26 protein-coding genes are annotated in these 24,004 nt (G+C 68.1%); 15 read left to right on the top strand and 11 right to left on the bottom strand.

Annotated features, from left to right (window positions below):
* Nucleotides 1-15: 15 nt before the first annotated feature.
* Entirely contained in the window at nt 16-747 is a 732-nt protein-coding gene (locus ACXC9Q_RS21660) for a hypothetical protein (RefSeq protein ID WP_457058427.1), read from the bottom strand.
* Between the two features lie 428 nt (nt 748-1,175).
* On the opposite strand from ACXC9Q_RS21660, the gene ACXC9Q_RS21655 reads away from it, so the two are divergent.
* The 3 genes from ACXC9Q_RS21655 to ACXC9Q_RS21645 all read left to right on the top strand — a co-directional run bounded on the left by ACXC9Q_RS21655 (nt 1,176) and on the right by ACXC9Q_RS21645 (nt 4,618).
* The gene (locus ACXC9Q_RS21655) at nt 1,176-2,549 is read left to right on the top strand and encodes a class II 3-deoxy-7-phosphoheptulonate synthase (RefSeq protein ID WP_457058426.1); all 1,374 of its coding nucleotides are present in this window, start codon (nt 1,176-1,178) and stop codon (nt 2,547-2,549) included.
* Nucleotides 2,546-3,568, top strand: coding sequence for a threonine aldolase family protein (locus ACXC9Q_RS21650; protein ID WP_457058425.1), 1,023 nt, complete (start codon nt 2,546-2,548; stop codon nt 3,566-3,568). The genes ACXC9Q_RS21655 and ACXC9Q_RS21650 overlap by 4 nt, the downstream gene beginning before the upstream one ends.
* Nucleotides 3,569-3,640: 72 nt before the next feature.
* Nucleotides 3,641-4,618 (top strand): ribose-phosphate diphosphokinase, encoded by a 978-nt coding sequence (locus ACXC9Q_RS21645; protein ID WP_457058424.1) that lies wholly within the window; start codon nt 3,641-3,643, stop codon nt 4,616-4,618.
* Nucleotides 4,619-4,681: 63 nt separating this feature from the next.
* Here ACXC9Q_RS21645 and glpK read toward each other — a convergent pair whose 3' ends face one another.
* Together glpK and ACXC9Q_RS21635 are read right to left on the bottom strand one after the other, a co-directional pair.
* Nucleotides 4,682-6,193, bottom strand: a complete 1,512-nt coding sequence (gene glpK / locus ACXC9Q_RS21640; protein ID WP_457058423.1) for a glycerol kinase GlpK — start codon at nt 6,191-6,193, stop codon at nt 4,682-4,684.
* A 3-nt stretch (nt 6,194-6,196) separates the two neighbouring features.
* Complete coding sequence (locus ACXC9Q_RS21635; protein ID WP_457058422.1) at nt 6,197-7,156, bottom strand: polyphosphate kinase 2 family protein; 960 nt, start codon at nt 7,154-7,156, stop codon at nt 6,197-6,199.
* A gap of 146 nt (nt 7,157-7,302) precedes the next feature.
* Here ACXC9Q_RS21635 and ACXC9Q_RS21630 point away from each other — a divergent pair, with 146 nt between their 5' ends.
* The 6 genes from ACXC9Q_RS21630 to ACXC9Q_RS21605 all read left to right on the top strand — a co-directional run bounded on the left by ACXC9Q_RS21630 (nt 7,303) and on the right by ACXC9Q_RS21605 (nt 12,178).
* Entirely contained in the window at nt 7,303-7,707 is a 405-nt protein-coding gene (locus ACXC9Q_RS21630; protein WP_457058421.1) for a MerR family transcriptional regulator, read from the top strand.
* A gap of 36 nt (nt 7,708-7,743) precedes the next feature.
* Nucleotides 7,744-8,760: a zinc-binding dehydrogenase gene (locus ACXC9Q_RS21625; protein ID WP_457058420.1), complete on the top strand. Its 1,017-nt coding sequence runs from the start codon at nt 7,744-7,746 to the stop codon at nt 8,758-8,760.
* Nucleotides 8,761-8,818: 58 nt separating this feature from the next.
* Entirely contained in the window at nt 8,819-9,301 is a 483-nt protein-coding gene (locus ACXC9Q_RS21620) for a MarR family winged helix-turn-helix transcriptional regulator (RefSeq protein ID WP_457058419.1), read from the top strand.
* A 102-nt stretch (nt 9,302-9,403) separates the two neighbouring features.
* Nucleotides 9,404-10,273 carry an SDR family oxidoreductase gene (locus tag ACXC9Q_RS21615; RefSeq protein WP_457058418.1) on the top strand — a complete coding sequence of 290 codons (870 nt, stop codon included), beginning with the start codon at nt 9,404-9,406 and terminating at the stop codon, nt 10,271-10,273.
* A 131-nt stretch (nt 10,274-10,404) separates the two neighbouring features.
* Entirely contained in the window at nt 10,405-10,983 is a 579-nt protein-coding gene (locus tag ACXC9Q_RS21610; protein WP_457058417.1) for a flavodoxin family protein, read from the top strand.
* A gap of 73 nt (nt 10,984-11,056) precedes the next feature.
* The gene (locus ACXC9Q_RS21605) at nt 11,057-12,178 is read left to right on the top strand and encodes a Gfo/Idh/MocA family protein (RefSeq protein WP_457058416.1); all 1,122 of its coding nucleotides are present in this window, start codon (nt 11,057-11,059) and stop codon (nt 12,176-12,178) included.
* A gap of 17 nt (nt 12,179-12,195) precedes the next feature.
* Here ACXC9Q_RS21605 and ACXC9Q_RS21600 read toward each other — a convergent pair whose 3' ends face one another.
* Complete coding sequence (locus tag ACXC9Q_RS21600; protein WP_457058415.1) at nt 12,196-12,390, bottom strand: hypothetical protein; 195 nt, start codon at nt 12,388-12,390, stop codon at nt 12,196-12,198.
* Nucleotides 12,391-12,563: 173 nt separating this feature from the next.
* Here ACXC9Q_RS21600 and ACXC9Q_RS21595 point away from each other — a divergent pair, with 173 nt between their 5' ends.
* Entirely contained in the window at nt 12,564-13,091 is a 528-nt protein-coding gene (locus ACXC9Q_RS21595; protein WP_457058414.1) for a hypothetical protein, read from the top strand.
* Between the two features lie 197 nt (nt 13,092-13,288).
* On the opposite strand, the gene ACXC9Q_RS21590 is transcribed toward ACXC9Q_RS21595, so the two are convergent.
* A complete protein-coding gene (locus tag ACXC9Q_RS21590; protein WP_457058413.1) occupies nt 13,289-13,615 on the bottom strand; it encodes a hypothetical protein in 327 nt (108 codons plus the stop codon).
* 97 nt (nt 13,616-13,712) lie between these two features.
* On the opposite strand from ACXC9Q_RS21590, the gene ACXC9Q_RS21585 reads away from it, so the two are divergent.
* Complete coding sequence (locus ACXC9Q_RS21585) at nt 13,713-14,783, top strand: glycoside hydrolase family 172 protein (RefSeq protein ID WP_457058412.1); 1,071 nt, start codon at nt 13,713-13,715, stop codon at nt 14,781-14,783.
* Here the strand turns inward: ACXC9Q_RS21585 and ACXC9Q_RS21580 are convergent.
* The 5 genes from ACXC9Q_RS21580 to thiO all read right to left on the bottom strand — a co-directional run bounded on the left by ACXC9Q_RS21580 (nt 14,780) and on the right by thiO (nt 21,229).
* Nucleotides 14,780-15,991, bottom strand: a complete 1,212-nt coding sequence (locus tag ACXC9Q_RS21580) for a glucoamylase (protein WP_457058411.1) — start codon at nt 15,989-15,991, stop codon at nt 14,780-14,782. The two genes, ACXC9Q_RS21585 and ACXC9Q_RS21580, sit on opposite strands and share 4 nt — an antisense overlap.
* 17 nt (nt 15,992-16,008) lie before the next feature.
* Nucleotides 16,009-16,899: a DMT family transporter gene (locus ACXC9Q_RS21575; protein WP_457058410.1), complete on the bottom strand. Its 891-nt coding sequence runs from the start codon at nt 16,897-16,899 to the stop codon at nt 16,009-16,011.
* A 34-nt stretch (nt 16,900-16,933) separates the two neighbouring features.
* On the bottom strand, nt 16,934-18,883 hold the full coding sequence (gene pknB, locus ACXC9Q_RS21570; protein ID WP_457058409.1) for a Stk1 family PASTA domain-containing Ser/Thr kinase: 1,950 nt from the start codon (nt 18,881-18,883) through the stop codon (nt 16,934-16,936).
* Between the two features lie 73 nt (nt 18,884-18,956).
* The gene (locus ACXC9Q_RS21565) at nt 18,957-19,913 is read right to left on the bottom strand and encodes a LysM peptidoglycan-binding domain-containing protein (protein WP_457058408.1); all 957 of its coding nucleotides are present in this window, start codon (nt 19,911-19,913) and stop codon (nt 18,957-18,959) included.
* A gap of 167 nt (nt 19,914-20,080) precedes the next feature.
* Nucleotides 20,081-21,229 carry a glycine oxidase ThiO gene (gene thiO, locus ACXC9Q_RS21560; RefSeq protein WP_457058407.1) on the bottom strand — a complete coding sequence of 383 codons (1,149 nt, stop codon included), beginning with the start codon at nt 21,227-21,229 and terminating at the stop codon, nt 20,081-20,083.
* Between the two features lie 42 nt (nt 21,230-21,271).
* Here thiO and thiE point away from each other — a divergent pair, with 42 nt between their 5' ends.
* The 3 genes from thiE to ACXC9Q_RS21545 all read left to right on the top strand — a co-directional run bounded on the left by thiE (nt 21,272) and on the right by ACXC9Q_RS21545 (nt 22,897).
* Nucleotides 21,272-21,919, top strand: coding sequence for a thiamine phosphate synthase (gene thiE / locus ACXC9Q_RS21555; protein WP_457058406.1), 648 nt, complete (start codon nt 21,272-21,274; stop codon nt 21,917-21,919).
* Complete coding sequence (locus ACXC9Q_RS21550) at nt 21,916-22,344, top strand: ribonuclease domain-containing protein (protein ID WP_457058405.1); 429 nt, start codon at nt 21,916-21,918, stop codon at nt 22,342-22,344. The genes thiE and ACXC9Q_RS21550 overlap by 4 nt, the downstream gene beginning before the upstream one ends.
* Before the next feature lie 118 nt (nt 22,345-22,462).
* Nucleotides 22,463-22,897, top strand: coding sequence for a barstar family protein (locus tag ACXC9Q_RS21545; protein ID WP_457058404.1), 435 nt, complete (start codon nt 22,463-22,465; stop codon nt 22,895-22,897).
* On the opposite strand, the gene ACXC9Q_RS21540 is transcribed toward ACXC9Q_RS21545, so the two are convergent.
* The gene (locus tag ACXC9Q_RS21540) at nt 22,880-23,236 is read right to left on the bottom strand and encodes a DUF4180 domain-containing protein (RefSeq protein WP_457058403.1); all 357 of its coding nucleotides are present in this window, start codon (nt 23,234-23,236) and stop codon (nt 22,880-22,882) included. The genes ACXC9Q_RS21545 and ACXC9Q_RS21540 overlap by 18 nt on opposite strands.
* Before the next feature lie 76 nt (nt 23,237-23,312).
* Here ACXC9Q_RS21540 and ACXC9Q_RS21535 point away from each other — a divergent pair, with 76 nt between their 5' ends.
* Nucleotides 23,313-23,732, top strand: coding sequence for a helix-turn-helix domain-containing protein (locus tag ACXC9Q_RS21535; RefSeq protein WP_457058402.1), 420 nt, complete (start codon nt 23,313-23,315; stop codon nt 23,730-23,732).
* Nucleotides 23,733-24,004: the final 272 nt, after the last annotated feature.

Genomic DNA, 24,004 nt, shown 5'->3' with positions numbered 1-24,004 from the left:
CCTCCAGGGAGGCGGTCAAATGCCTCCACGGAGGGAGCAGGTGGGAGAGCAGTGGATGACCGGCCCAGGCCAGCCGCGGCGGGCGAGTGCCGCGCCGACCTGACCGGCGGCGGAGCAAGGGTCGGAAACCAGCTGATACCCGAAGCGCAGGGTGGTTTTGCCTTGCAGCGTCGCGGCGTTGTCCCGGCACATGTCCCGCCAGGTGGAGGTGGCATCCGCATGACCGAGCCGACCGTCGAGCTCGACGATCAGGTCGTAAGGAACGTACTCGACGTCGCGGTAGTTGACCGTAGTGCCGTAGGTCGCGCGGACCTGCCGCACGGCAGCGGGCAGCCCATGTGCCCGCTCGACTCGGGACAGATAGGTCTGCTCGAGGTAGGACTGAACGCCGGATGCGGCGTCCGACAGGACCTGCAGCAGCATGGCACGACCACGGAGCCGCGGGAGCTGGTTCAGTTCGGCCAGTAACCGTTCCGGGGTGGTCCGGCGTTGCCGGCAGATATCGAGAACCAGTGCTGCCCGTCGATCGGGGGCACGACGGGCAGCCGCGGTCAGAACGGCGACCTCCAGCCGTACCAACCCGGGCTCGCGTCCACCCAGCAGCCACGAGGAGAAGTTCTGGTGGCGGCTGATCCGGACACCGGATCGCCGCTCCATCCTTCGGCTCTGCGGCACTGCGAGGTGGATCGACTGATCGTCCCAGTCGCCGCTCAAGCCGTGCCAGCGCAACGCCGTGTCGCCAGTCAAAGCGGCTTCGGGACCACAGGCGAGCCATGCGACCCACACGCGCGTCGGCCACGGCAGGGGTCCGGTGAAGTCGGCATACACGCCTTGGTGAATCCGCTGGATCTGCCGGTTGCGACACCGCCGGGCCAGGACGCAGTCGTCGATTCCGTGTGCCACTGCCTGGGCGCGTGTGAAGGCACCCTCTTGCCGGCCCCGCAGCTCCACAAACCGCCGAACCTCGCTATCGCCCCTCTCCACCTCCGGTTGCAGTAATCGCTCCATACCCCTCAACATGCCCGCCCTCCCACCCCTCTCCGCCGTCCACTTCTCCCCTGTGGACAGTCGCGCTGATCGTGGCGGGTTTTGATGCGCTCACGGGGTATTTCCCTCCCCGAAGCCGGCGTGAGACCGGTGAGAGGGGGTGAGGGGGCTGGAATAGAGTTGGGGTCATGCAATTTGCGACGTTGACGGCGGGGGAAGTGCCCGGGGTTCCGAGTCTGGACGAGTTGCGGGCGTTGAAGCCGCTGCAGCAGCCGGAGTGGCCGGACGCGGCGGTGCTGGATCAGGTGATCGGCGAGCTGCGGAAGCTGCCGCCGCTGGTGTTCGCCGGTGAGTGCGACGACCTGACCACGAAGATCGGGGCGGTCACGCGCGGCGAGGCGTTCATCCTCCAGGGCGGCGACTGCGCGGAGACCTTCGAAGGTGTGACGGCGGAGAACATCCGGGCCAAGCTGCGGGTGCTGCTGCAGATGTCCGTCGTACTCCAGTACGCCGCGAGCGTGCCGGTCGTGAAGGTCGGCCGGATCGCCGGTCAGTACGCCAAGCCGCGGAGCTCGGGCCTGGAGACGCGGGACGGTGTCACGCTGCCGACGTACCGCGGTGACGCCGTCAACGGACTCGAGTTCACCCCCGAGGCCCGGATCCCGGATCCGCAGCGGCTACGGGGCGTCTACAACGCGGCCGCCGCGACGCTGAACCTGACCCGCGCGTTCACCACCGGTGGGTACGCCGACCTGCACCAGGTGCACGCGTGGAACACGGACTTCGTGAAGTCGTCGCCGGTCGGGCGCCGCTACGAGCAGCTGGCGTCCGAGATCGAGCGGGCGCTCGCCTTCATGCGGGCCTGCGGCGCGACCTCGGACGAGTTCCGGACGGTCGACTTCTACGCGTCACACGAGGCGCTGATCCTCGAGTACGAGCATGCCCTGACCCGGATCGACTCGCGCACCGAGCAGCCGTACGACGTCTCCGGTCACCTCCTGTGGGTGGGGGAGCGGACGCGGCAGCTGGACGGCGCGCACGTCGAGTTCCTGGCTTCGCTGACGAATCCGCTGGGCGTGAAGATCGGGCCGACCACGACGCCGGAGTACATCCGGACCCTGATCGACAAGCTGAACCCGAAGGGGATCGAGGGCCGGCTCACGTTCATCACCCGGATGGGCGCGGGCAAGATCCGCGCGGCGCTGCCGCCGCTGCTGGAGGCCGTCCGGGACCACGGTTCGCCGATCGCGTGGGTGTGCGACCCGATGCACGGGAACACGTACGAGACGCCGAACGGGTACAAGACCCGCAACTTCGACGACGTCATGGACGAGGTGCAGGGGTTCTTCGACGCCCACGAGCAGGTCGGCACCTGGCCGGGCGGCGTGCACATGGAGCTCACCGGCGACGACGTGACCGAGTGCCTCGGCGGTGGTGAGGAGCTGGTCGCGGAGGATCTCGTGAATCGGTACGAGACCGCCTGCGACCCGCGACTGAACCGGCACCAGTCGCTGGAGCTGGCCTTCCTGGTCGCCGAGCGGCTGCGTGGCGTGCGGGCATGATCGATCTGCGGTCCGACACGGTCACCCGCCCGTCGGCGGGGATGCTGGCCGCGATGACGTCCGCCCCGGTCGGGGACGACGTGTACGGCGAGGACCCGACGATCAACCGGCTCGAGGAGACGGTCGCCGGGCTGCTCGGGCATGAGGCCGGGCTGTTCACCGTGACCGGGACGCTCGCGAACATGCTCGGCGTACGGGCGCTGGTGCCTCGCGGTGGCGAGGTGTTGTGTGAGGCGAGTGCGCACATCGCCCGCGCCGAGCTCGGCGCACACGCGGCCGTCAACGGGGTCGCCACGCGGACGTGGTCGGCGCCGGCGGGACAGATCGACCTCGAGCAGATCCGCGCGCTGATCGCCCCGGACCTCGGCCCGTACTTCGTCACTACCTCGGCGGTCTCGGTCGAGAACACCCACAACTTCGGCAGTGGGGCCATCCAGCATCAGTACGACGCTCTCGCCGACGAACTGGACGTCCGCGGTCTGCCGCTCCACCTGGACGGCGCCCGGCTGTGGAACGCGTCCGTGGCCGCCGGTGTCCCGGCCTCGGCGTACGCATCCCGCGCTGCCGCCGTGAGCGTCTGCCTCTCCAAGGGCCTCGGTGCGCCCGTCGGCTCCGTCCTGGTCGGCTCGACCGAGCTGATCCGTGAGGCGCGTGTCTGGCGCAAGCGCCTGGGCGCCGGCTGGCGACAGGCCGGTGTGCTGGCCGCCGCCGGCCTGTACGCCCTCGAGCACAACGTCGAGCGCCTGGCCGAAGACCACGCGAACGCCCGCCTGATCGCCGAGCTGCTGGCCGACGCCGCCCCCGGCTCGGTCAAGCCCGACCAGGTGGAAACCAACATCGTCGTGGCCGACCTCTCCGCCACCGGCACATCTGTGCCCCAAGTGGTCGAGTCCGCCCGCTCCGCAGGTCTGCTGGTCAGCGGCGTCGGCCCCACTCACCTCCGCGTGGTAACCCACCTCGACGCATCGACCGAAGACTGCCGCGCCGCCGCAGAAACCCTCGCCCGCCTGGTCAGTTGAGCACCGAGGTCCTGATCAGCCGAGCCCCGAGATAGGGTGCAGGTGTTGGGGTCGCAGCGTTCGGGGAGAGCCGTGCGAGAGATCGTCGTGTTCAGCGGAAGTGCCCACACTGGTTTGGCGGAGCGGATCTGTGCCGATCTCGGCGTACCGCTCGCACCGGTGGAAATCCATCGTTTCAGCAACGACTGTCTTCAGGTGCAACTGCAGGAGAACTGCCGGCAGCGGGACGTGTACATCGTGCAACCGCTGGTGCCGCCGACGCAGGAGCACCTGATGGAGCTGCTGCTGATGATCGACGCCGCGCGTGGTGCGTCGGCCCAGCAGATTACCGCGGTCATGCCGCACTACGCGTACGCGCGCTCGGACAAGAAGGACTCCTCGCGGATCTCGATCGGCGGTCGCCTGGTCGCGGACCTGCTGGTCACGGCCGGCGTCGACCGCGTCCTGACGATGGCCCTGCACGCGCCCCAGGTGCACGGCTTCTTCTCGGTCCCGGTCGATCACCTGACGGCGATCGGCGTACTCGCGGACCACTTCCGTAACCACGATCTGACCGACACCGTCGTCGTCAGCCCGGACCTGGGCAACGCGAAGACGGCGACTCAGTTCGCCCGGCTGCTCGGCTTGCCGGTCGCGGCCGGCAGCAAGCAGCGCCTGGCCGACGACCGGGTCGTGATCGACGCGATCGTCGGCGACACCGCGGGCAAGCGGGCGATCATCCTCGACGACGAGATCGCCACCGGCGGCTCGATCATCGAGCTCCTGGACCGCCTGAAGGACCGCGGCTGCACCCAGGCGGCCGTCGCCTGCACCCACGGCCTGTTCGCCGGCGCCGCGGTCGAGCGGCTCCGGTCGCACCCGTCGATCACCGAGGTGATCAGCACCGACACCGTGCCGCGCCCGGCCGGCTTCCCCGAACTCCAGGTCAGCTCGGTCGCCGGCCTGTTCGCCGAAGCCATCAAGCGCATCCACGAGGGCGAATCCGTCAGCAGTCTCTTCGACGGCGTAGACCCCACCCACGCCCCACCCCAACCCAAACTCCCGTTCTGACAACTGGGTCCGACGCACGCGCGACCGACTTGTCGGCGTCCGCGGTCGAGCGGACCCAATTCGTCAGCCTGTTCTTCCGGCCAGGCCCAGGGTCCGTTCCACCCCGATGCGCCAGCCGGCGACGCCGCGCGCTCGTTCGTCCGCACTCATGTGCGGTTCCCAGCCGTGCGTGATGGTGTAGTTCGCACGCAGATCGTCCAGCCCCGACCAGAACCCGGTCGCAAGCCCCGCGGCGTACGCGGCGCCGGTGGCGGTGATCTCGGCCGCGGCCGGAGCGACCACGTGGGAGCCGAGGACGTCGGCCTGAAACTGCATCAGCAGCTCATTCTTGGTCATGCCTCCATCCACCCGGAGTTCGCCGAGCTCCTCCAGACCGGTGTCGGCGAGCATCGCTTCAACCAGGTCGTAGGTCTGGTACGCCGTGGCTTCCAGCGCCGCCCGTGCGATGTGTCCTTTGGTGGCGAACCGTGTCAGGCCCACGATCACCCCGCGCGCATCGTCGTGCCAGTACGGCGCGAACAGGCCGGAGAACGCGGGGACGAAGACCACGCCGCCCGAGTCCTCGACGGATCGCGCGAGGGTCTCGACCTCGGAGGCGTCGGTGATGATTCCGAGGTTCTCGCTGAGCCACTGGACGAGGGCGCCGGCCATCGAGACCGAACCCTCGAGCGCGTAGACCGCGTCGGCGTCGCCCAGCTTCCAGGCGACCGTGGTGATCAAGCCATGCTTCGACATGACCGGCTCCGTCCCGACGTTGGCGAGCAGGAAGGCTCCGGTGCCGTAGGTGCTCTTCATGTCACCGTGGTCGAAGCACGTGTGACCCAGCAACGAGGCCTGCTGGTCGCCGAGTACGCCGGCCACGGGGACGCCGGCCAGATCGCCCTTCGCGGTGCCGTAGACCTCGCTCGAGGAGCGGATCTCGGGGAGTAGCGCACGCGGGATGTCCATCAGGTCGAGCAGTTCCTGATCCCACTCGAGCGTGTGCAGGTTCATCAGAAGCGTCCGGCTGGCGTTGCTCGGCTCGGTCACGTGCACGCCGCCATCGGGACCGCCGGTGAGGTTCCACAGCAGCCAGGTGTCGGGCGTGCCGAACAACAGCTCGCCCCGGCCGGCCGCCGACCGCCTGGCCGGGTCCTGGTCGAGCAACCAGCGGAGCTTGAGAGCCGAGGAATAGGTCGAGATCGGCAGGCCGGTGCGCTGCTGGAACCGATTGATGCCTTGGTCGGCCGCCAGCGCGTCGGCGGCGGCCGCCGTCCGGGTGTCCTGCCAGGTGATCGAGTTCGCTACCGGGCGTCCCGTACGGCGATCCCACAGTACGACGGACTCGCGCTCGTTCGTGATCCCGATCCCGGCGATGTCCGCCGGCTGGGCATCCGCCGCGGCGAGCGCAGCATGGATGCACTCCTGGGTTCGCTGCCAGACCTCGGCCATGTCGAGCTCGACCAGGCCCGGTCCGGGGTAATGCATGGTCTGTCCGCGCTGCGCGGTTGCGACGGCGGTGCCATCCTCGCCGAACAGCAGGCACCGGGTACTGGTGGTGCCGTGGTCGATGGCCGCGACGAATCTGCCTGCCATTGCTCACGCCTCCCACGCCATGAGAGTCGGTTCGAACGGATCCGCGGCCGCCCCCTCGGGTGCCTCCGCTTCGAGCTCGAACTTCGTCGCCTGAAGGTCTCGCAGCGCATCGTCGTCGAGCGTCGGGTACTGCGGGTCGAGCTCGATCAGTGCGTTGGCGATCACCCCCGCGGCTGCGATGCGGGCGAACCACTTGCGGTCCGCCGGGATCACATGCCAGGGAGCCCACTCGGTGCTCGTGTTGCTGAGCATCTGCGAGAACGCCTCCTGGTAGTCGTCCCAGGATCGGCGCTCCTGCACATCGTGCGCCGAGAATTTCCAATTGTGCTCCGGCAGGTCGATGCGCCTGAGGAAGCGGACGCGCTGCTCCTCCTTCGAGAGGTTGAGGAACAGCTTCACGATGCGGAAGCCGTTCTCGACGAGGTACCGCTCCCAGTTGTTGATCGCATCGTAGCGGTGCTTCCAGACGTGGTCCTTGCGTGTCTCGAGCGGCAGCTTCTGGCGGACGAGGTTCTCCTGGTGCACCCGGACGACGAGCACCTCCTCGTAGTGGGAGCGGTTGAAGATGCCGATCTCGCCCCTGGACGGCAGGCGCTCCTGGTACCGGCGCAGGAAGTCGTGGTTCAGGTCGGTCGCCGAAGGAACCTTGAAGCTCTCGACTCGCACGCCCTGGGGATTCACGCCGCTCATCACGTGGCGGATCGTCCCGTCCTTGCCGGCCGCGTCCAGCGCCTGAAGGATCACGACGACGCCGACGGTGTCCTGAGCCGCAAGCCGGGCCTGGTAGTCCGCCAGCAGCTCGATCCCCTCGGTCAACAGCTCGGCGCCGTCCTTCTTCTTCTCGATCCCCGCCTTGAACGCGGGATCGAAGTCCTTGGCGAGTGTCACGTGCGAGCCCGGGGTCACTCGGAACGGCTCGATGAACCGTGCGATTCGCTTCGCAGATGGGACGTCGGTAGGCATGGCTGAACCTCCTGTTACGAACACTTCGTCGCCCGCAGATCGCGCAGGCTCCCCTCGATCGTGGCGCTGCCGACCTCGCGCCGGATCCGCGTTATCGCTGATCCGCTGCGGCAATCACGAAATCTCGCGGGCGGGCAGTGGGTGGAATGTCGCCTGAACTTTGCACGTTGGATGCGACTGTGAAGATCGGTGAAGCCGCCAGGAGCAGTGGCGTGAGCCCGAGGTCGTTGCGGTTCTATGAAGAGGAAGGCCTGATCGTCCCCGGTCGGTGCAGTAACGGGTATCGCGACTACTGCCGGTCCACGATCACGCGGGTCCAGGTCATCCGCTCACTGCTGGAGTCCGGGTTGCCCGTGCGACTGATCAAGGACGTTCTACCCCGGCTTGTGGACGCACCCGACGCGAGCGCGGAGTTGCTGCGGACGGAGTTCCTCGACGAGGTGCAGAGCTATCGCGATCGGCTCGCCGCACGCATCGCGGTCCTGGGTTCCCAGCAGTCAGCGCTCGATGCGTTCCTGCTCGAAGCCCGCCGTACAGCCCGATCGACTTGACCCTGACATCAGTGTGAGGCTCGTAGCTTCGGGCTCATGACGATGAATGACCAGCAAGACGCCGTACGCACGACGATGCCGGCACTGGTTCAGCGGTCGCAGCGTGGGCCGGAGGATCTGCTCCTCAGGACCGACCTGGGCGTCCCCACCCCAGGTACGGGCGAGTACCTGATTCGTGTTGGCGCTGCCGGAGTCAACTTCGCGGACGTCATGCAGGCGTATGGAACCTACGCGGGCGGACCGCAGGCGCCGTACGTCGCGGGCTTCGAAGCAGCCGGCGAAATCGTCGGCGTCGGACCTGATGTCGGCGGTGTGCTCCCACTTGGTGCGCACGTCATCGGCGAAGGCCCCGGGGCCTTCGCCGCGTACATGGTGATGCCGGCAGCAGGAGTGCTTCCCGTCCCTTCCGGCTGGAGCGACGCGGAGTCTCTCGGCATGGTCCTGAACTGGACGACCGCTCTGGCTGCTTTGCGGCCGCTGGGCGAGATCAGGACAGGTGACACGGTGCTCATCCATGCGGCGGCCGGCGGAGTGGGGCAGGCCGCCGTACGCCTCGCCCGTCACTACGGTGCGCGCGTCATTGCCACGGCGTCGCCGGCGAAGCATCACGCTGTCCGCCTGCTCGGGGCCGACGAGGTCCTGGACAGCGCACGGCCCGACCTTGCTGAGCGGATCACCCAACTGACAGGCGGCGTCGACCTGGTCCTCGAGTCTGTCGGGCGGGCTACGTTCGAGGTCAGCCTGTCGGTCACCAAGCCCTTCACCGGGCGAGTCGTCGTACTCGGGGCTGCCTCCGGGGACGCCGGCCTGACCACGCACGACTTGGTGTTCACCCATCAGGTGCAGGTGAAGGGCCTGCATATCGGCGTACTGGCCACCGCTGCGCCCGCCCTCTACCGGGCTCTGCTCGACGAGATCAACGCTCTCATCGCCCAAGGTGTGTATCGCCCGGGCACTCCCGAGATTCATCCTCTGGCCGACGGCCCGGCCATCCTCCGGAGCCTCGGCGCCGGCCAGACCTTCGGCAAGCTCGCCCTCGACCCGTGGAGCTGACCGGAGCCGGATAGTTCGTGTCACGAATTAGCTGGGAAACGAGTGCTAGCGTGGCAGGGTGGCTAAGCATGATGACGGTCGGATCGGGGTAGTCGCCGGGCTGGTTCGCTCGGCGTTCCTGGTGAATGCGGTCTACGCACAGGCGAGCCGGGAGCGTGGATTGACGCCGCAGCAGGGGCAGTTGCTCTGTGTGTTGATGGCCGAGCCGTACGGCATGAGCGCGCTGGGCACGATGCTGGGGCTGGCCAAGTCGAGCATGACCGGATTGGTGGATCGCACCGAGCGCAACGGTTTGGTACGGCGCGAGCCCGATCCGCGGGACACCCGGGCGGTGCGAGTCGCCCTGACGCCGCGCGGCCATGCGGTCGCGGAGGAGTTCTACGCGGAGACCTGCCGGCGCATCGACAAACTGCCTGCGGGCCTGAGTGCCGGCGAGCGGGACGCACTCGCAGGCCTGTTGGGCCGGGTCGTGCTCGACAACGAGGTTCCCGCCGTCTTCATGGAGCTGGACGAGTCAGGCGGTGCCGCGACGCAGACCTGATGCCGGAGGCCCTTCCTGCCGAACACTTGCAGTTCGTACTACGAACCATTATGGTTCGTAGTACGAACTATCGTCGATCGCAAGCTGTGAAGGGGAAGCATCATGTCGGATCTCATTGCGGTCACGGGTGCCACCGGACTGCTCGGAAGGCTGGTCGTCGACCAGTTGCTCGCCCGGACCTCGGCCGAACGCGTCGTGGCGATCGCGCGGAACCCGGACAAGGTGCCGGGAGTGCTGGGGAGGTCTGTCCAGACCCGCATCGCCGACCATGACGATCGCGCGGCGGTCGATGCCGCCGTCGCCGGCGTCGACGTCCTGTTGCTCATCTCCGGAAACGAGTTCGGCAAGAGGATGGCGCAGCACGAGAACGTGATCCGGGCCGCCCAGGAGGCCGGCGTGTCCCGCATCGTCTACACCAGCGCACCGCACGCGGACACGAGTGAGACCGCGATCGTGGCCGAGCACAAGGCCACCGAGCGGACGATCCGAGAGTCCGGCCTGCCATACACGATCCTGCGCAACAACTCGTACCACGAGAACTACGTGCCGTTCCTCGAGCCCGCCCGCACCACCGGAGCGATCATCGGCAGTGTGCGCGACGGCAGGGTGGCCAGCGCCGATCACGTCGACTACGCCGAGGCGGCCGCGGTCGTCCTCTCGAGTGCCGGACACGAGAACGTGGCCTATGAGCTGACCGGGGACACGTCCTGGACCTATCCCGAGCTCGCCGCGACAGTCGCGGACGTGCTCGGTGCGCCGGTGACATACCAGGACCTCTCGCCGGCCGAACACGCCGAGGTGCTCAGGACGAGCGGCCTCGACGACCCGACCATCGACTTCCTTGTCCAACTGGATGCGGATGTCGCGGCCGGCGTCTCGGCGGAGGCGACCGACCAGTTGCGCCATCTGATCGGCCGGCCCACCACGCCCCTGTTGGACGGCTTACGCGCGGCCGCCGCGCGAGTCCGTTAGATCGCCGGTTTCAGGGGCGGGTGTACGCAACCTTTCGTACGCTTCGTCCGTGAGGCCGAGAGGTCACAGGTGGCCTGCGCACTCTGTAGGCTTGTGCAATAGTTGCATGTGCATAAGTTAGGAGTGAGCTGGTGAGCCGTAGTTTCCTGTTTCTGGAGGGGACGACGCGTCCCGGTGGCAACACCGAGGCGTTGGCGCGGTCCGCGGCGGAACACCTGCCGGCCGAGGTCGGCCAGACCTGGCTGCGGCTGAGCGAGCTGGACCTCGGGCCGTTCCATGACATCCGGCACGACGGTGATGGTGTGTATCCGATTCCTTGCGGTGATCATCGGCGGTTGCTGGAGGCAACGCTGGATGCGACGGACCTGGTGATCGCGTCGCCGCTGTACTGGTTCACCGTCTCGGCGGCTGTGAAGGAGTACTTCGACCACTGGTCGGGCTGGATGCGGGTACCGGGAGTGGACTTCCGGGCCCGGATGCGGGGCAAGACGCTGTGGGCGATCTGCGCCCACACGGCGAAGGATCCGGCCGAGGTCGAACCGATGCTCGGTACGCTGCGGCTGATCTCGGATTACCTGGGCATGCACTGGGGTGGCGAGCTACTTGCCTATGGCAACCGCCCTGGGGAGGCGCTGACCGACCAGGGGGCTGCTGACCGCGCCCGCGACCTCTTCGCCGGCGTGGCAGCGGCGCAGCCGGTAGCCAGCTAGGCGGCTGCTCCCTGCGGAGGGCGGCGCGGCGACGGAGGGGCCGGGCGTGGTGCCGCGTGGGAGGATCAGGTGCATGGCGGATACGGTGCGGATGGGTGTGGTCGGGGCGGGGAGTATTTCGGTGCGGGGGATCCTTCCGCATCTGGGGCAGGCGGATCTTGCGGGGCGGGTGAAGCTTGCTGCGGTGTGCGATCCGGTTCCAGGGCGGGCGGATGCGGCAGCTGAGAAGTTTGGGGTTGAGCAGGGGTTTACGGAGTATGAGGACCTGCTGGCAAATGGGGATGTTGACGCTGTCACGATCGCCTCGCCGATTGGTTTGCACTACGAGCAGGGCAAGCTTGCGTTGCAGGCCGGTAAGCACGTGCACTTCAACAAGACCATGACGATCACGGTCGCCGAGGCGACCGAACTCATCGATCTCGCGGCCGTCAAGGACCTGCGGATCGTCGCCTCGCCGGGGGAGATGCTGCGCCCGCATCACGTCCGGACCCGCGAGCTGATCGCCGAGGGCGCCATCGGCACGCTGTCCTGGGTGAGTTGTGGCGCGGCGTTCGGCACCTACCACGAGGACGAGTCCGTGCGCGGCGGCAACGACGTACTGACGAACATCGATCCGTCGTGGTACTTCCGCAAGCCCGGGGGCGGACCGATGTACGACATGACGGTGTACGCGCTGCACGCCGTGACCGGGATCCTCGGCCCGGCCAAGCGAGTGACGGCGATGTCCGGCGTACGGGTTCCCGTGCGCACCAGCGGAGGAGTGGACGTCCAGACGGATGCCGACGACAACACCATCGTGCTGATCGACTTCGGCGACAACCTCTTCTGCGTCGCGACCGGTACCGCCGCGGGATTGATGCGGGGCGGCTTCGGCGGTGCGTACTACGGAACGATCGGGACGATCGACGGACTGCTACTCAACGGCGAGCCGTTCGACTTCCCCAACCGCAACCCGTCCGAGCTCTCGCCCCGCGGGACGGGCAACCAGGCTCTGCTTCCGCACGTGACCGGCGTGCATCGCGAGATCGAGGAGCAGCACGTGTACGAGGACGTCATGCAGCTGGTCGACTGGGTCCGCGAAGGCAAGCCCTCGATCGTCACCGCCGAACACGCGCGCCATGTGATCGACATCATCGAGTCCGCGTACCGAGCCTCCGCGACCGGTCGGACGCAGAACCTCACGACCTCCTTCTGACAGATCTCAACGGATCATCAGGCCTCGCAGCTCGCTCTGTGGAGCCACTCGGGCTCGTGCCACCAGAACTTGTCGTCGTGGGCGTGGGCTTGTTCTCGGGTGAGTGGTTGCGGGGCGTTGGCGGCGTGGACCGCAGGTTGGGCCTGAGTGCCGGCGGCGTACGGCGCGAGCAGCTCGTCGACCGTGTCCTGACCGGCGCGCCGATCACTCAACGGCCGCTCCAATGCGACGAACGGCGCATCGACCGCTCCAATGCGAGGTACGGGGTGCCGACCGCTGCGGGGTGACCAACGGTCTGCCGGAGGCTCCGGTGCGACGGACGGTGTTCCGGCCGCTGGATGGCGTAGGTCCGCCCGATGGTGCGGTGGGCGTTATCGTCTGCGCCATGCAATCCGTGTCGCCGCGCGTCCGTGCCCTTGTCGCCGCGGTTCTCTGTGTGGTGATCGCCCTCGGTGCGGCGCTGGCGGTGGACAGCAGACTCGATCGGCACTGGATTCTGCGCGGGCTCACCTTGTTCCTCGCGCTGTGCTGCAGCGCGCTGCTGCTCTCCGATCAGAGCAGGCAGTTCCGCCTGGTCATCACCGGGATCGGCTTGCTGATGTTCGGCCTCGTCTTCCCGGTCACTACGACAACCTGGGCGAAGCCGCCGGAGATCGTCTTCGCGCTCGCCGTCGCGACCGACGCGAAGAACGCGGCCACGAGAGACGCGCGCAGCGCCGTCACGGTCGCCGACGTGAAGGCGGCGGCCGAAGCCCGCGGTGGTGCCGTCGGTTCGCTCAAGACGGAGAAGAGCCCGCAGGTCCGTGGCGCGGACGCGTTCCCACTCATCGTCCGCGCCAAGCCCGACCAGGGCCACCCACGCGCGTGCGTCTCCTTCGTCCACGGCCTCGACGCCAAGGTCCGCGCCTGCTGAGCTGTACCGAAGGACAGGAGGTAGTCGGTCGAGCGGGCATCGCCGACCAGCTCCCAGGCGGAGGAGGGCAGCACAGCACAGATATACGTCCTGTCCTTAGGCACGCGGCTACCTCCCGGCTGCTTTCAGGCACGCGGCTCCCGCCCGTGGTCTTAGGCACGCGGCTGGACCCGGCCGTTCCTTTCCTTGGTGCGCGGTCAGGTCCGGCGGGCTAGTTCCTCGGCGCGGTCCAGTGGATTCCAGGTGATCGGCGTGCCGTCCAGTTGGGCCTCGACGACCTCGAGTCCGGCTTCCCATCCGGCGGCAGCCGGGCCGGCGGCGTCCGGCTCGGACAGCACGTTCGTGAACACGAGCCGGCTGCCCTCCGTCGTACCGGTGATCTCCCAGGTCAGGATCTCGCCGGCCCACTCGTACTCGAGCACCGACGGCGGTTCGTTCCGCAGGATCCGCCCGTTCGGCGCCCGATCCGGATCGCCACCCGCGCGTCCGCGGTCCCGAACAACCGTCCCACGCCGACTGTCCATCTCCCAAATATAACCCATTAGGCATATAAGGACAGCAGGTTCCAGTAGGCGGGCAATCGATTTCTTGCCGACCCACGGCCGTCTTAGGGTCGCGGGTATGACTCTTGGGAATCTGTCCGGCATCAGCGCTCTCGCCGACGTCCAGTCGCGCTCCATCAGTGCGGAGAACCCGACCGGCGAGCCGGGTCAGGGTGGGCGGCGGACCGAGGGGACCGGGGCCCACGCGGCCCGGGATCTCGGTCCGGGCTGGAAGGTCTCGCCGTCGATCGAGATCGGTCCGGGCGAGACCGCCACGCTGGCCGATATTGTCGGGTCCGGCTGCATCACCCACATCTGGCTGACCACGCACGTCGACAACTGGCGGCGGCTGGTGCTCCGGGCGCACTGGGACGGCGACGAGGCGCCGGCGATCGAGACTCCGGTCGGCGACTTCTTCTGCTCCGGCTGGGGCAAGTTCGCCCAGGTGAACTCGCTGCCGGTCGCGGTGAACCCGAACGGCGGCTTCAACAGCTACTGGGAGATGCCGTTCACCGAGCGGGCCACGCTGACCCTCGAGAACACCCACGACGAGAAGGTCGTCGTCTACTTCCAGGTCGACTACTGGCTGGGCGCCGTACCGGACAAGTCGGCGTACCTGCACGCGCAGTGGCGCCGGAGCAACCCGCTGCCGGACAAGACCGTCCACACCCTGCTGGACGGCGTCGAGGGCCCGGGGCACTACGTCGGCACCTACCTGGCGTGGGGCGTCAACAGTAGCGGCTGGTGGGGTGAGGGCGAGGTGAAGTTCTACCTCGACGGCGACGACGAGTTCCCGACCATCTGCGGCACCGGGACCGAGGACTACTTCGGTGGCGCGTGGAACTTCGACGTCCCTCACCTGGGCGGCTACACCGAGTTCAGTACGCCGTACCTCGGCATGCCGCAGGTGATACGGCCGGACGGGCAGTACGCGAGCCAGCAGCGGTTCGGCATGTATCGCTTCCACCTGCCTGACCCGATCCGCTTCAAGGAGAAGCTCCGTGCCGACGTCCAGGCCCTGGGCTGGCGCTCGGGCGGCCGCTACCTGCCGCTGCGGGACGACATCGCGTCGACCGCGTTCTTCTACTCGACCAGGACCAGTACGGCGCGACCGGACGCGCCGACGCACGACGTGATGGAGATCTGCTAACCGGGAGTCGGTAGCGCGTTCTGCAGCGCCGTGCCGGCGAGGACCACCAGCGCCGCGGTCCAGCTGAGCGGAGCCTCGCCGGCCGGTTGCAGATCACGGTTGACCTTCTCCGGCAGGGCGCCGGTGCTGGTGCGGTGCCGGTCGAGCCAGGTCAGCAACGCATCGGCTGTCGTGTCGTCTCCGCGAGCCGCCGCGCTCAGCGCGAACAGCGCCGTCTGCGGTGTCCAGGAAACCCCGTCCGCCCGCCAGTCCTCACCAGGTGTCACGCCACCATTGGGCTGCGTCAGTACGGCGCGCGCCCGGTCGATCGCCGTGGATACGGCCTCCCGAGCCGGCGCGAACGGCGGCCCCAGGACGGTGATGATCGCGTCGGCGCCACCGCCGAGCTGGATGGGGGCGACGCCCGGCTCCACGAAGCTCGTCGCGCGGCCGGGGGTGCGTGGATAGTCCGGCCCGAAGGCCCGATCAGTTGCCTTGGACAACTTGTCGAGCGCGGTGCGCCACCGGGTGGCCTCGTCCGGGCGGTGCTGCTCGGTGGCGATCAGGACCGCGCAGCGAAGGCCGGCCAGCAGCGGCGCGACCGTGCCGAGGGTCAGCTGCGACTCGGGTCGTTCCCAATAGTCGGACGACGGACCGGGCAGACCGTCCGGGTTGAGCTCGGCGACGATCTGCTCGGCTGACTCGCGGACCAGCTCCCAGTACCTGCTCCCGCCCCGGCAGAACCATGTTGCCCAGAGCACCCATCCGGAGCCGTCCAGCTGGGGTTCGCGGCCGTCGCCGATCAGTCCGCCGGTCTCGGTGTAGCGGGCTTCCCAGCGCCCGGTCGGCGGCCGGACGCCGTTGAGAAAGGACAGCACCTTGAAGGCCTCGTCGTACTGGCCGATCGAGCAGCGGGCCGCGGCGACGAACGACGCGTCCCGCGGCCAGACGTACCGCCACGGCCCGTCCCAGCCCGCGAGAGTCGCGCCGCTCGGCAGGGTGAGGGCGTCGAGATCGGACAGAGCGTGACGGATCAGATCGCCGTACTGTTCGCCCCCACCGCCTAGCGACGAGGTCGTGTGGGGCGCCGTACGGCCCGGGACACCGTCGGCGACCAGCCGCGGTTGCGGGTTGCGGACCAGGTTGCTCGCCGTCCCTGCGGCCAGGAACGCGAGCAGCACGATGATGACGACGGCCGCAAAGCCCCGCCCTTCGTTCCCGTGCCGCATCGCCCCTCCTGACCCGCCTATTGTGCGAGGTGCTGCACCTCGGCCTCGATCTTGCGCCGCGGTGCGAGTTCCACCAGATACATCGCCGACAGCACCAGGGCGCCACCGACCAGCATCCTCCAGGTGACGCTCTCGGACCCGAACAGGACTGCGAAGGCCGCCGCGAACACCGGTTCCATTGTCATCGCGATCGCCGCCCGTGTCGGGTTGAGATGTGCCTGCGCCCAGGTTTGCACGATCAGTGCGATCGCGCCCGCGACCAGTGCCATGTAGATCACACTGACCCAGTCGCCGCCGGTGCTCGGGACGGTGAAGCCGCCGGGCAGCGCGCCGATGGCGCAGACACAGGTGATCACGATCATCTGGAGGGACGACAGGCCGAAGGCGTTCTGTGGTGTGGACCAGGCGCCGAGCCCGATGATGTGCAGGGCGTACAGGCCGGCTGAAGCGAGCGTGAGCAACTCGCCGGTGCCCATGCTGAAGCCGTTCAGCGACAGGACGCCGAGGCCGACCGTGGCGAGAATCACGGCGACCCAGGCCCAGCGGCCGATCTTGTGGCGCAGGATGACCGCGGCCAGCAGCGGGGTGAAGACGACGTACATGCCGGTGACGAAGCCGGACACGCTGGCCGAGGTGTGCCGCAGGCCCTCGGTCTGGACCAGCTGGGCGATGCCGTAGGTGATCCCGAGGGCAATGGCCCGGCCGCGGTCGAGGCGGCTCAGCCGGGAGATCGCCGGCGGGTGGACCAGGACGAGCGCGACCGAGGCGATCAGGAATCGCAACGCCAGGTAGTCGGCGACGTCCATCCTGGTGAGCAGATCCTTGGTCAGGAAGAACGTGGATCCCCACGCCGCCGCCACCGCGAGCAGGGCGAGTACGGCGATCCGCGGGTGATTCACGCCGGACATCTCATCAGACGCCCGGGGTAAGCACCAAAACGAGCTACAGCACTGTAATGGTGACGGTGGTGCCGGGCTGGGCCTTCTTGCCGGCGCCGGGGTTCTGCGCCGCGACGATGTTCAGGCCGAGGTTGAACGGTGCCTTCTCCACCTTCACGACGAAGCCCGCGCCGGTGAGGATCTGCTGCGCCTCGGCGGTGCTCTTCCGCTTGACGTTCGGCACGTCCACCAGCGGCGGGCCCTTCGACACCACCATCTGGACCTTGTCCTTGGCGAACAGCGTGCCGCTGTTGGGTGTCTGGGTGATCACGTTGCCCTCGGGCACCTTCTCGTCGTACTGCTCGGTGCGGCCGACGAGGAAACCGAGTTTGCGCAGGGCCTTGTTCGCGTCCCGGTAGCTCTTCCCGGTCCAGTCCGGGACGTTGATCGGCTTCTTGCCCTTGCTGACCGCGAAGTTGATCGCGTCGCCCGGCTTCACGACGGTGTTGAACTTCGGGCTGATCGCGATCACGCGGCCGTTCGGGACAGTCTCGCTGTACACCTCGTTGATCTGCCCGGTGTTCAGCTTGATCGGGGCGAGCGCCTGCTGAGCGGCGTCCAGCTGCAGCCCGACCAGCTGCGGCACGCGGTAGCGCTCGGGGCCCTTGGAGACGGTAAGACTGATCTCACCGTTCTTGCGGATCCGGTCACCCGCGGCGGGGTCGGTCCGCATCACCTCACCCTTGCGCACGTCCTCGGAGAAGTCCTGGTTGTCCAGAGTGGTCCGCAGGCCGGACTGCTCGGCCTTGGTGGCCGCAGCCGCGGGGAGCATGTTCACCAGGTCCGGCGTGGAGGTGTACCGGTGGATGCCGTAGTACCAGGCCGCGGTGCCGATGGCGATAGCGGCGACCAGGATGAGGATCAGCGCAATCGGTCCGCGCCCTCTGCGCTGCCGCGGGGGCGCCTTCATCGGGGTGCCGGTCGGCCGGCCCTTCTCCACGGGTACGACGATCGTGTCGTGGCGCAGGACGCTCGCGTCGGTCGGCTCAGGCACGCCGCGCGTGTAACCGTCGTCGTACCCGCTGTCCTGGCGGATCTGCTGGATCGGCACGGTCAGGTCGCCGGTGAGCTCCGGGTCGTCCGGAACCCCTTCCTCGAGCGCACTGCGGACCCGGTGCACCTGACGACTGAACACCCGTGCGTCGGCCGGCCGCAGATCCCGGTCCCGCGCCGTCGCGCGCTGCACGAGTGCATCGACGTACGGCGGGATGCCTGGCTGCTCCAGCGACGGGGCCGGCACGTCGGCGTGGACGTGCGCATAAGCGACCTGGATCGGGGTGTCACCGGAGTGCGGCTTGTTGCCCGTGAGCATCTCGTACAGCAGGATGCCGGCCGAGTACACGTCCGAGCGGGCGTCCGCACTACCGTCGGTGACGAGCTCCGGCGCCAGATACGACACCGTGCCCATCAGGAGACCTTGGGTCGCGGTGTTGCCGGTCGCGCTGACCGCACGGGCCAGACCGAAGTCGGCGACCTTCACCGTGCCCTTGTCGGACATCAGCACGTTCTCGGGCTTGATGTCGCGGTGCACGATGCCGGCATCGTGGGCGGCCGAGAGCGCAGACAGGATCGGGGCGAGCAGATCCAGCGCGCGGGCGGGGGAGAGTGGTGCCTGGTCGCGGATCACGTCCCGCAGTGTGCGACCGGGAACGTACTCCATCGCCAGGAACAGGGTCCCGTCGTCGTCGCCCTGGTCGAAGACGGCGACCACGTTCGGGTGCGAGAGGCGGGCGGCGGCCCGGGCCTCGGCCACGAAGCGGCGGGCGAACTGGGCGTCGTCGCCGAGCCCGTCGTGCATCACCTTGAGCGCGACGGTCCGGTCCAGCCGCATGTCGAGCGCCTGGTAGACAGTGGCCATGCCGCCCTTGGCGACGCGCGCGCCGACGCGGTACCGTCCGTCGAGCACCCGCCCGACAAGGCGGTCGCTGACCTGCGTCCCCACGTCGTCCGTCACTTGCGGTGAGCCGCCTCTCCAAACCGTTCTGCTCAGAGAGTGTAGATAACGGCGCAGCGTGACAGCGCCAGGCTCACCGCAGGGGGTCCCACCCGCGTTCGAGCTGGGCCTTGATCCGGAGCACGTTCTTCACATACAGCTTCGTGTCCGAATACATCCCGTTCTTCTTCACCCCGCCGAGCCCCTGGTAGTAGCCCGCGACCGCGATATCGAGCCGCGCGGCGCCGGTCAGCCGTTCCAGCAGCACCACTCCGGCGGTGACGTTGTCCTGGGGCCTGAGCAGGTCCAGCTCGCGGCCGACGACGCTCGAGGCGAACTTGCCGGTCGACGGGATCACCTGCATCGCGCCGATCGCGTTGGCGGGGGAGACCACCCGCTGCTTCCAGCCGGACTCCTGCCAGCTCACCGCCAGCGCGAGCTCCGGGTCGACGCCGTACCGCTTGGAGGTGCTGACGATCAGGCTGCGGAGCTGGGAGCGGGTCGGCAGCTTGCGGTTCTTCAGAATCGCGCGGTTGCGGTTGGCGCGCGCGACGATGTGGTCGGCGTACGTGCGGCCGGCGAAGGTGTTGTTCTTGTTCTTCGTCGGCGCTTTGGCCTTCGGCCGGATCTTGACCGGGACCTGCAGCGGCTTGCCGGCGTAGATGCGGTCGCTCGACCGTAGTTTGTTGGCGGCCAGCAGGTTTGCCTGGGAGCACTTGTAGCGCTTGGCGATCTTGGAGATGGTGTCGCCTGGTTTGACGATATACGTGACCCGGCCGAGCTGGGAGCGCTTGGCCGGGCGTGCCGCGGTCGTGTTGCCCTTGCCGGGGATCTTCAGCACCTCACCGGCGTAGATCGCGTTGCCGTTGCCGGGCAGGTTGTTCAGCGCGACCAGTGTCTTGACGCTGGTGCCGTAGCGGCTGGCGATGTGGCTGAGGGTGTCGCCGTCCTTCACCTTGTAGGCGCCGAAGCCCGGTGAGCCGGCGGTGATCACGGCGGCGGTCAGCACTGGTACGGCGATTCCGGTCAGTATTCGTACGACACTTCGCATGTCCATCTCCCCGTGTGAACGTCACTTGACCGTAAGTGCTGATACTGATGTGACAACAGGGGTGCATGGGGTGCTTGTTACGCCTGTAACTCAATGTTTACAATTCAAGGCTGAACTACATGGTTGTGGTTCACAAGCTTCCCGTTGCTCAGGGCAACCGGCAGGCCTCAGTGGCCGGACTGCCCGAACCGGCTGCCCAAAAAGGGTTTCCCGAGCTCTGGCAGGACTCCGGTGCGGACGGTGTCGGCGATGATCTGCGCGGTGATCGGAGTGAGCAGGACGCCGTTGCGGTAGTGCCCAGTTGCCCACAGCAACCGATCAAGACCGGACGGCCCCAGGATCGGTGCGTTGTCCGGTGTGGCGGGCCGGAGTCCGGCGATCGTCTCCACCAGCTCCAGTTCGTCGGTGATCGGCAACACGGTCCGGGCGTCCCGCAGCAACGCGAACACGCCACCGGCGAGCACACGGGTGTCGTAGCCGAGTTCAGAGGTGGTCGCACCAACGACCAGCTCGCCACCCGGCCGCGGCACCAGGTAAACCGAGAAGCCTCGCGCCGTCGCGCGTACGGTGTGCCGCAGTGCGGGCCGATACTCCTCAGGCACCCGCAGCCGCAGCACCTCACCCTTCACTGGCCGCACGGGCGGCCGCAGCTCATCCGGAATGCCCTCCAACTGCGACGACCAAGGTCCGGTCGCGGCGATCACGTGCCCGGCATGCACGGTGTCCCCATTGTCGAGTTGTACGCCGACAGCCGTCGTACCGGAGGTGATCACGCGGGCTACCCGCTGGCGGATGAGCAGGACGCTAGAGAGGTCGACAGCGCGGCGGAGTGCCTCGACTGCTTGCCTGTTGTCGACGGAGTGGTCGCCTGGGACCCAGACGCCACCGGAGACGCCCGCTGCGAGCAGCGGCTCGCGCCGACGCGCATCGCGACCGGACAGCTCCTCGACCTCGAGCCCGAGCCGCCGCTGGTAGTCGGCGAGCCGGCGCAATGCGGCTGCGTCGTCGACGTCGTACGCGACGGACAGAGTGCCGGTCTGGTGCAGACCTGCCGACAGTCCGGTCAGCGCTTCCAGCTCGGCCGCGAACGCCGGCCACGCGTTGACACTGGCCAGATTGAGGGCCAGCAGGTCGTCCTCGCCGTACTCCACCTCAGTGACCGGGGCGAGCATGCCGGCGGCGACCGCGGAGGTCTGGGTGCCCGGCGTCGGGTCGCATAACGTCACCTGGACACCGTCTGCGGCCAGCCGCCAGGCGGTCGCCAGACCGATCAGCCCGGCGCCGATCACCACCACATCGGACGTGTGCTCAGGCATGCCGTAAGCCTACTTCCGGGCCGTCATGGCAGGCTTTGGGGTGTGACTGAACAGAGCGACCGACTGGCCGACGCGCGTCTTTACCTGTGCACGGATGCGCGTGAGAAGCAGGGCGACCTCGAGCAGTTCCTGGATGCCGCACTGGCTGGTGGCGTGGACATCGTGCAGTTGCGTCAGAAGGAGATGGAGGCTGCGGACGAGCTGGCCGCCCTGGAGGTGTTCGCGGACGCCTGCAAGCGGCACGGCAAGCTGCTGGCGGTCAACGACCGGGCGGACGTCGCTTTCGCGGCGGGAGCCGACGTACTGCATCTGGGCCAGCGGGATCTGCCGGTGCACGCGGCTCGGGCGATCATCGGTGCGGAGCCGATCGTCGGACGCTCTACGCATACGTTCAGCCAGGTGAATGCCGCCGTGACCGAGCGGGGCTCGGACTACTTCTGTGTCGGCCCCACTTGGGAGACCCCGACCAAGCCCGGGCGGCAGGCCGCCGGCCTCGAGCTGGTCGCGTACGCCGCGAGCCGTCCGCAGGCGAAGCCGTGGTTCGCGATCGGTGGCATCGATCTCGACCGGCTGGACCAGGTCCTCGAGTCCGGTGCCACCCGGGTGGTCGTCGTCCGCGCGATCACCGGCGCGGACGACCCGGGCGCGGCGGCCGCGGAGTTCAGCCGGCGGTTGCGGGACGCCGGGTGATCAACAACCCGAAGACCGCGCGGATCGTCGCGATCGTGGTGATCGCGATGCTGGTGATCACCCTGGCGGCGTCCTTGTTCGGCTGCGCCGCCGCCAAGCCGTCGGCGTCGGCCGGCACCGACCCGGAGAGCGGCCTGAAGATCGTCGCGGTCGCGGACCTGCCGAAGGAGGCGCAGGCCACGCTCGAGCTGATCGACCGGGGCGGACCGTATCCGTACAGCCGCGACGGCGTGGTCTTCGGCAACCTCGAGAAGCTCCTGCCGAAGCACGACCGCGGCTACTACCACGAGTACACCGTGACGACGCCGGGTGAGAAGGACCGCGGCGCCCGCCGGATCGTGACCGGCAACGGTGGTCAGCGTTACTACTCCGACGACCACTACAAATCCTTCCGCCGAATTGGAGAAGACGGGGGAACCTCGTGACGGTGTTTTTGGCCGGGCCTTCGGCGCCGGCGTGGTCATTGGGCTTTGTCTCCCGGCCTTCCCTCGTCGCTCCAGTCGCTTCGCTCCCTCCGCTCCTCAGTCCAGGCCGGGAGGCCCCATGACCGACCTGCGCACGTTGCTGGCCGACGGGCTGCGGCCCGGGGTCTATCGCTGGCGGTCGGATCGGACGCCGGAGCAGGTACGTCGTGACGTCGTGGCGGCGGGGTGGGATTTCGTTCTGCTGGACACCACCGAGATCCACGACAAGGCGGGGTTCCTCGACCTCTGTGCGACCGCGTTCGACTTGCCGCGCTGGTTCGGCCGGAACTGGGACGCCCTCGCCGACTCACTCAGCGACCGCTCCACCGGCGAGCCCGAGATCGTCTTCTGGGTCGGTCTGCAGCACCTGCTCGACCATGACCACGACACCGTCGACGTGGCCCTGCAGATCTTCACCGAGGACATCACGAACTCCGGTCAGCTCCGCGTCCTCATCCACGAGCCGGCCGATGCGAGGACGCCGGCCCTGCTGAGCTCACTGCCCACCTTGTAGCCGCGCGGCCAGCGCGTCCAGGTCCGGCATGAACCACAGGCTCCGCCCGCGGTTGCTCTCCCGCACCCAGTCCGCCAGCGACGTGCTGGCCGCAGTCCGGCCCGCGATGTCGCCGACCACGGCCAGGCCCATCCGGTAGTCCACGAACTTCTGCGCGATAGCGCCCGGCCGGCCGGTCCGCAGTTCGAAGAACTCGTCACCCAGCTGCTCCGGGGTGAAAGCGATCCACTCAGCCTGGTGCTCGTAGTGCGCCCGCGCGATGAGCTGGACCGCGTCGCGATCGTCGCCCACCCGCACGTCACTCACGAACACCCGCACCCCACTCAACTCGTCGATCATTCATCTAAAGTACCTAAAAAATCCCTATCTTGCTATTTATAGGGAATTCTAAGGAACCTGCCGTAGTCTGATGGACATGCCTCAGGAGCTGTACTCGGTTGAGCAGGTGGCCAACCGGCTCGGGCTGCACGTCCGCACGATCCGGAACTACGTGCGCGACGGCCGGTTGAAGGCCGTCCGGATCGGGAAGCAGTACCGGATCGCCCGCGAGGACCTGGAGGCCTTCACCGGCACGACCGCGGCCGCCCTCGAGGTGGACGAGACGAAGCGGCACGTGGAGGCGTCGAGCATCGTCCACATCGACGCGATCGATCGGGCCGGCGCCGACCGGATCAGCACGCACGTGGTCGGATCCCTCAACCAGAGCGGGATCGGCCGGCTCCGGGTCGAGACCGTGTACGACGAGGATCGCGCCGTACTGAAGGTGATCATCCTCGGCGACCTCGCGCCGACCGCCGAGCTCCTCCGGCTGATCAACCTGATGACCGCCCCCTAGCCGACTCCACCCAACCCCGACCGCCTCTCCGGCATCTCCCGACCCCGACCGCCCCTCCGGCATCTCCCGACCCCGACCGCCCCTCCGGCATTTGAGGGGTTGTCCGGCTCTTCTGACATATCCGTGGGTGGTTCGTTCGCCTCCTTCGCGTCCCGGCAGTCGGCCGTGTTCTGTCGGTTGCCGCCGGGGTGGGGAGGATCTGGTCCCGGATTGGGTGGGCAGATTCAGGGGATTGTTGCAACGCCTGATTGTTGGAGGGTGTTGTGATGGGG

The sequence above is a fragment of the Kribbella sp. CWNU-51 genome, from assembly GCF_054073265.1.
Note: the sequence above shows the minus strand (reverse complement) of the source record. Positions and strands in the feature narration are given on the sequence as shown.

What these genes read in the sequence shown, in the direction of transcription:
- ACXC9Q_RS21545 (WP_457058404.1), top strand. Translation starts at nt 22,463, where the DNA reads ATGACCGACCTGCGCACGTTGCTGGCCGACGGGCTGCGGCCCGGGGTC.
- ACXC9Q_RS21635 (WP_457058422.1), bottom strand. Translation starts at nt 7,156, where the DNA reads ATGCCTACCGACGTCCCATCTGCGAAGCGAATCGCACGGTTCATCGAG.
- ACXC9Q_RS21650 (WP_457058425.1), top strand. Translation starts at nt 2,546, where the DNA reads ATGATCGATCTGCGGTCCGACACGGTCACCCGCCCGTCGGCGGGGATG.
- ACXC9Q_RS21540 (WP_457058403.1), bottom strand. Translation starts at nt 23,236, where the DNA reads ATGATCGACGAGTTGAGTGGGGTGCGGGTGTTCGTGAGTGACGTGCGG.
- ACXC9Q_RS21615 (WP_457058418.1), top strand. Translation starts at nt 9,404, where the DNA reads ATGTCGGATCTCATTGCGGTCACGGGTGCCACCGGACTGCTCGGAAGG.
- ACXC9Q_RS21625 (WP_457058420.1), top strand. Translation starts at nt 7,744, where the DNA reads ATGACGATGAATGACCAGCAAGACGCCGTACGCACGACGATGCCGGCA.
- thiO (WP_457058407.1), bottom strand. Translation starts at nt 21,229, where the DNA reads ATGCCTGAGCACACGTCCGATGTGGTGGTGATCGGCGCCGGGCTGATC.
- ACXC9Q_RS21605 (WP_457058416.1), top strand. Translation starts at nt 11,057, where the DNA reads ATGGCGGATACGGTGCGGATGGGTGTGGTCGGGGCGGGGAGTATTTCG.
- ACXC9Q_RS21590 (WP_457058413.1), bottom strand. Translation starts at nt 13,615, where the DNA reads ATGGACAGTCGGCGTGGGACGGTTGTTCGGGACCGCGGACGCGCGGGT.
- ACXC9Q_RS21655 (WP_457058426.1), top strand. Translation starts at nt 1,176, where the DNA reads ATGCAATTTGCGACGTTGACGGCGGGGGAAGTGCCCGGGGTTCCGAGT.
- ACXC9Q_RS21580 (WP_457058411.1), bottom strand. Translation starts at nt 15,991, where the DNA reads ATGCGGCACGGGAACGAAGGGCGGGGCTTTGCGGCCGTCGTCATCATC.
- ACXC9Q_RS21585 (WP_457058412.1), top strand. Translation starts at nt 13,713, where the DNA reads ATGACTCTTGGGAATCTGTCCGGCATCAGCGCTCTCGCCGACGTCCAG.
- glpK (WP_457058423.1), bottom strand. Translation starts at nt 6,193, where the DNA reads ATGGCAGGCAGATTCGTCGCGGCCATCGACCACGGCACCACCAGTACC.
- ACXC9Q_RS21575 (WP_457058410.1), bottom strand. Translation starts at nt 16,899, where the DNA reads ATGTCCGGCGTGAATCACCCGCGGATCGCCGTACTCGCCCTGCTCGCG.
- ACXC9Q_RS21535 (WP_457058402.1), top strand. Translation starts at nt 23,313, where the DNA reads ATGCCTCAGGAGCTGTACTCGGTTGAGCAGGTGGCCAACCGGCTCGGG.
- ACXC9Q_RS21595 (WP_457058414.1), top strand. Translation starts at nt 12,564, where the DNA reads ATGCAATCCGTGTCGCCGCGCGTCCGTGCCCTTGTCGCCGCGGTTCTC.
- ACXC9Q_RS21630 (WP_457058421.1), top strand. Translation starts at nt 7,303, where the DNA reads ATGTCGCCTGAACTTTGCACGTTGGATGCGACTGTGAAGATCGGTGAA.
- ACXC9Q_RS21565 (WP_457058408.1), bottom strand. Translation starts at nt 19,913, where the DNA reads ATGCGAAGTGTCGTACGAATACTGACCGGAATCGCCGTACCAGTGCTG.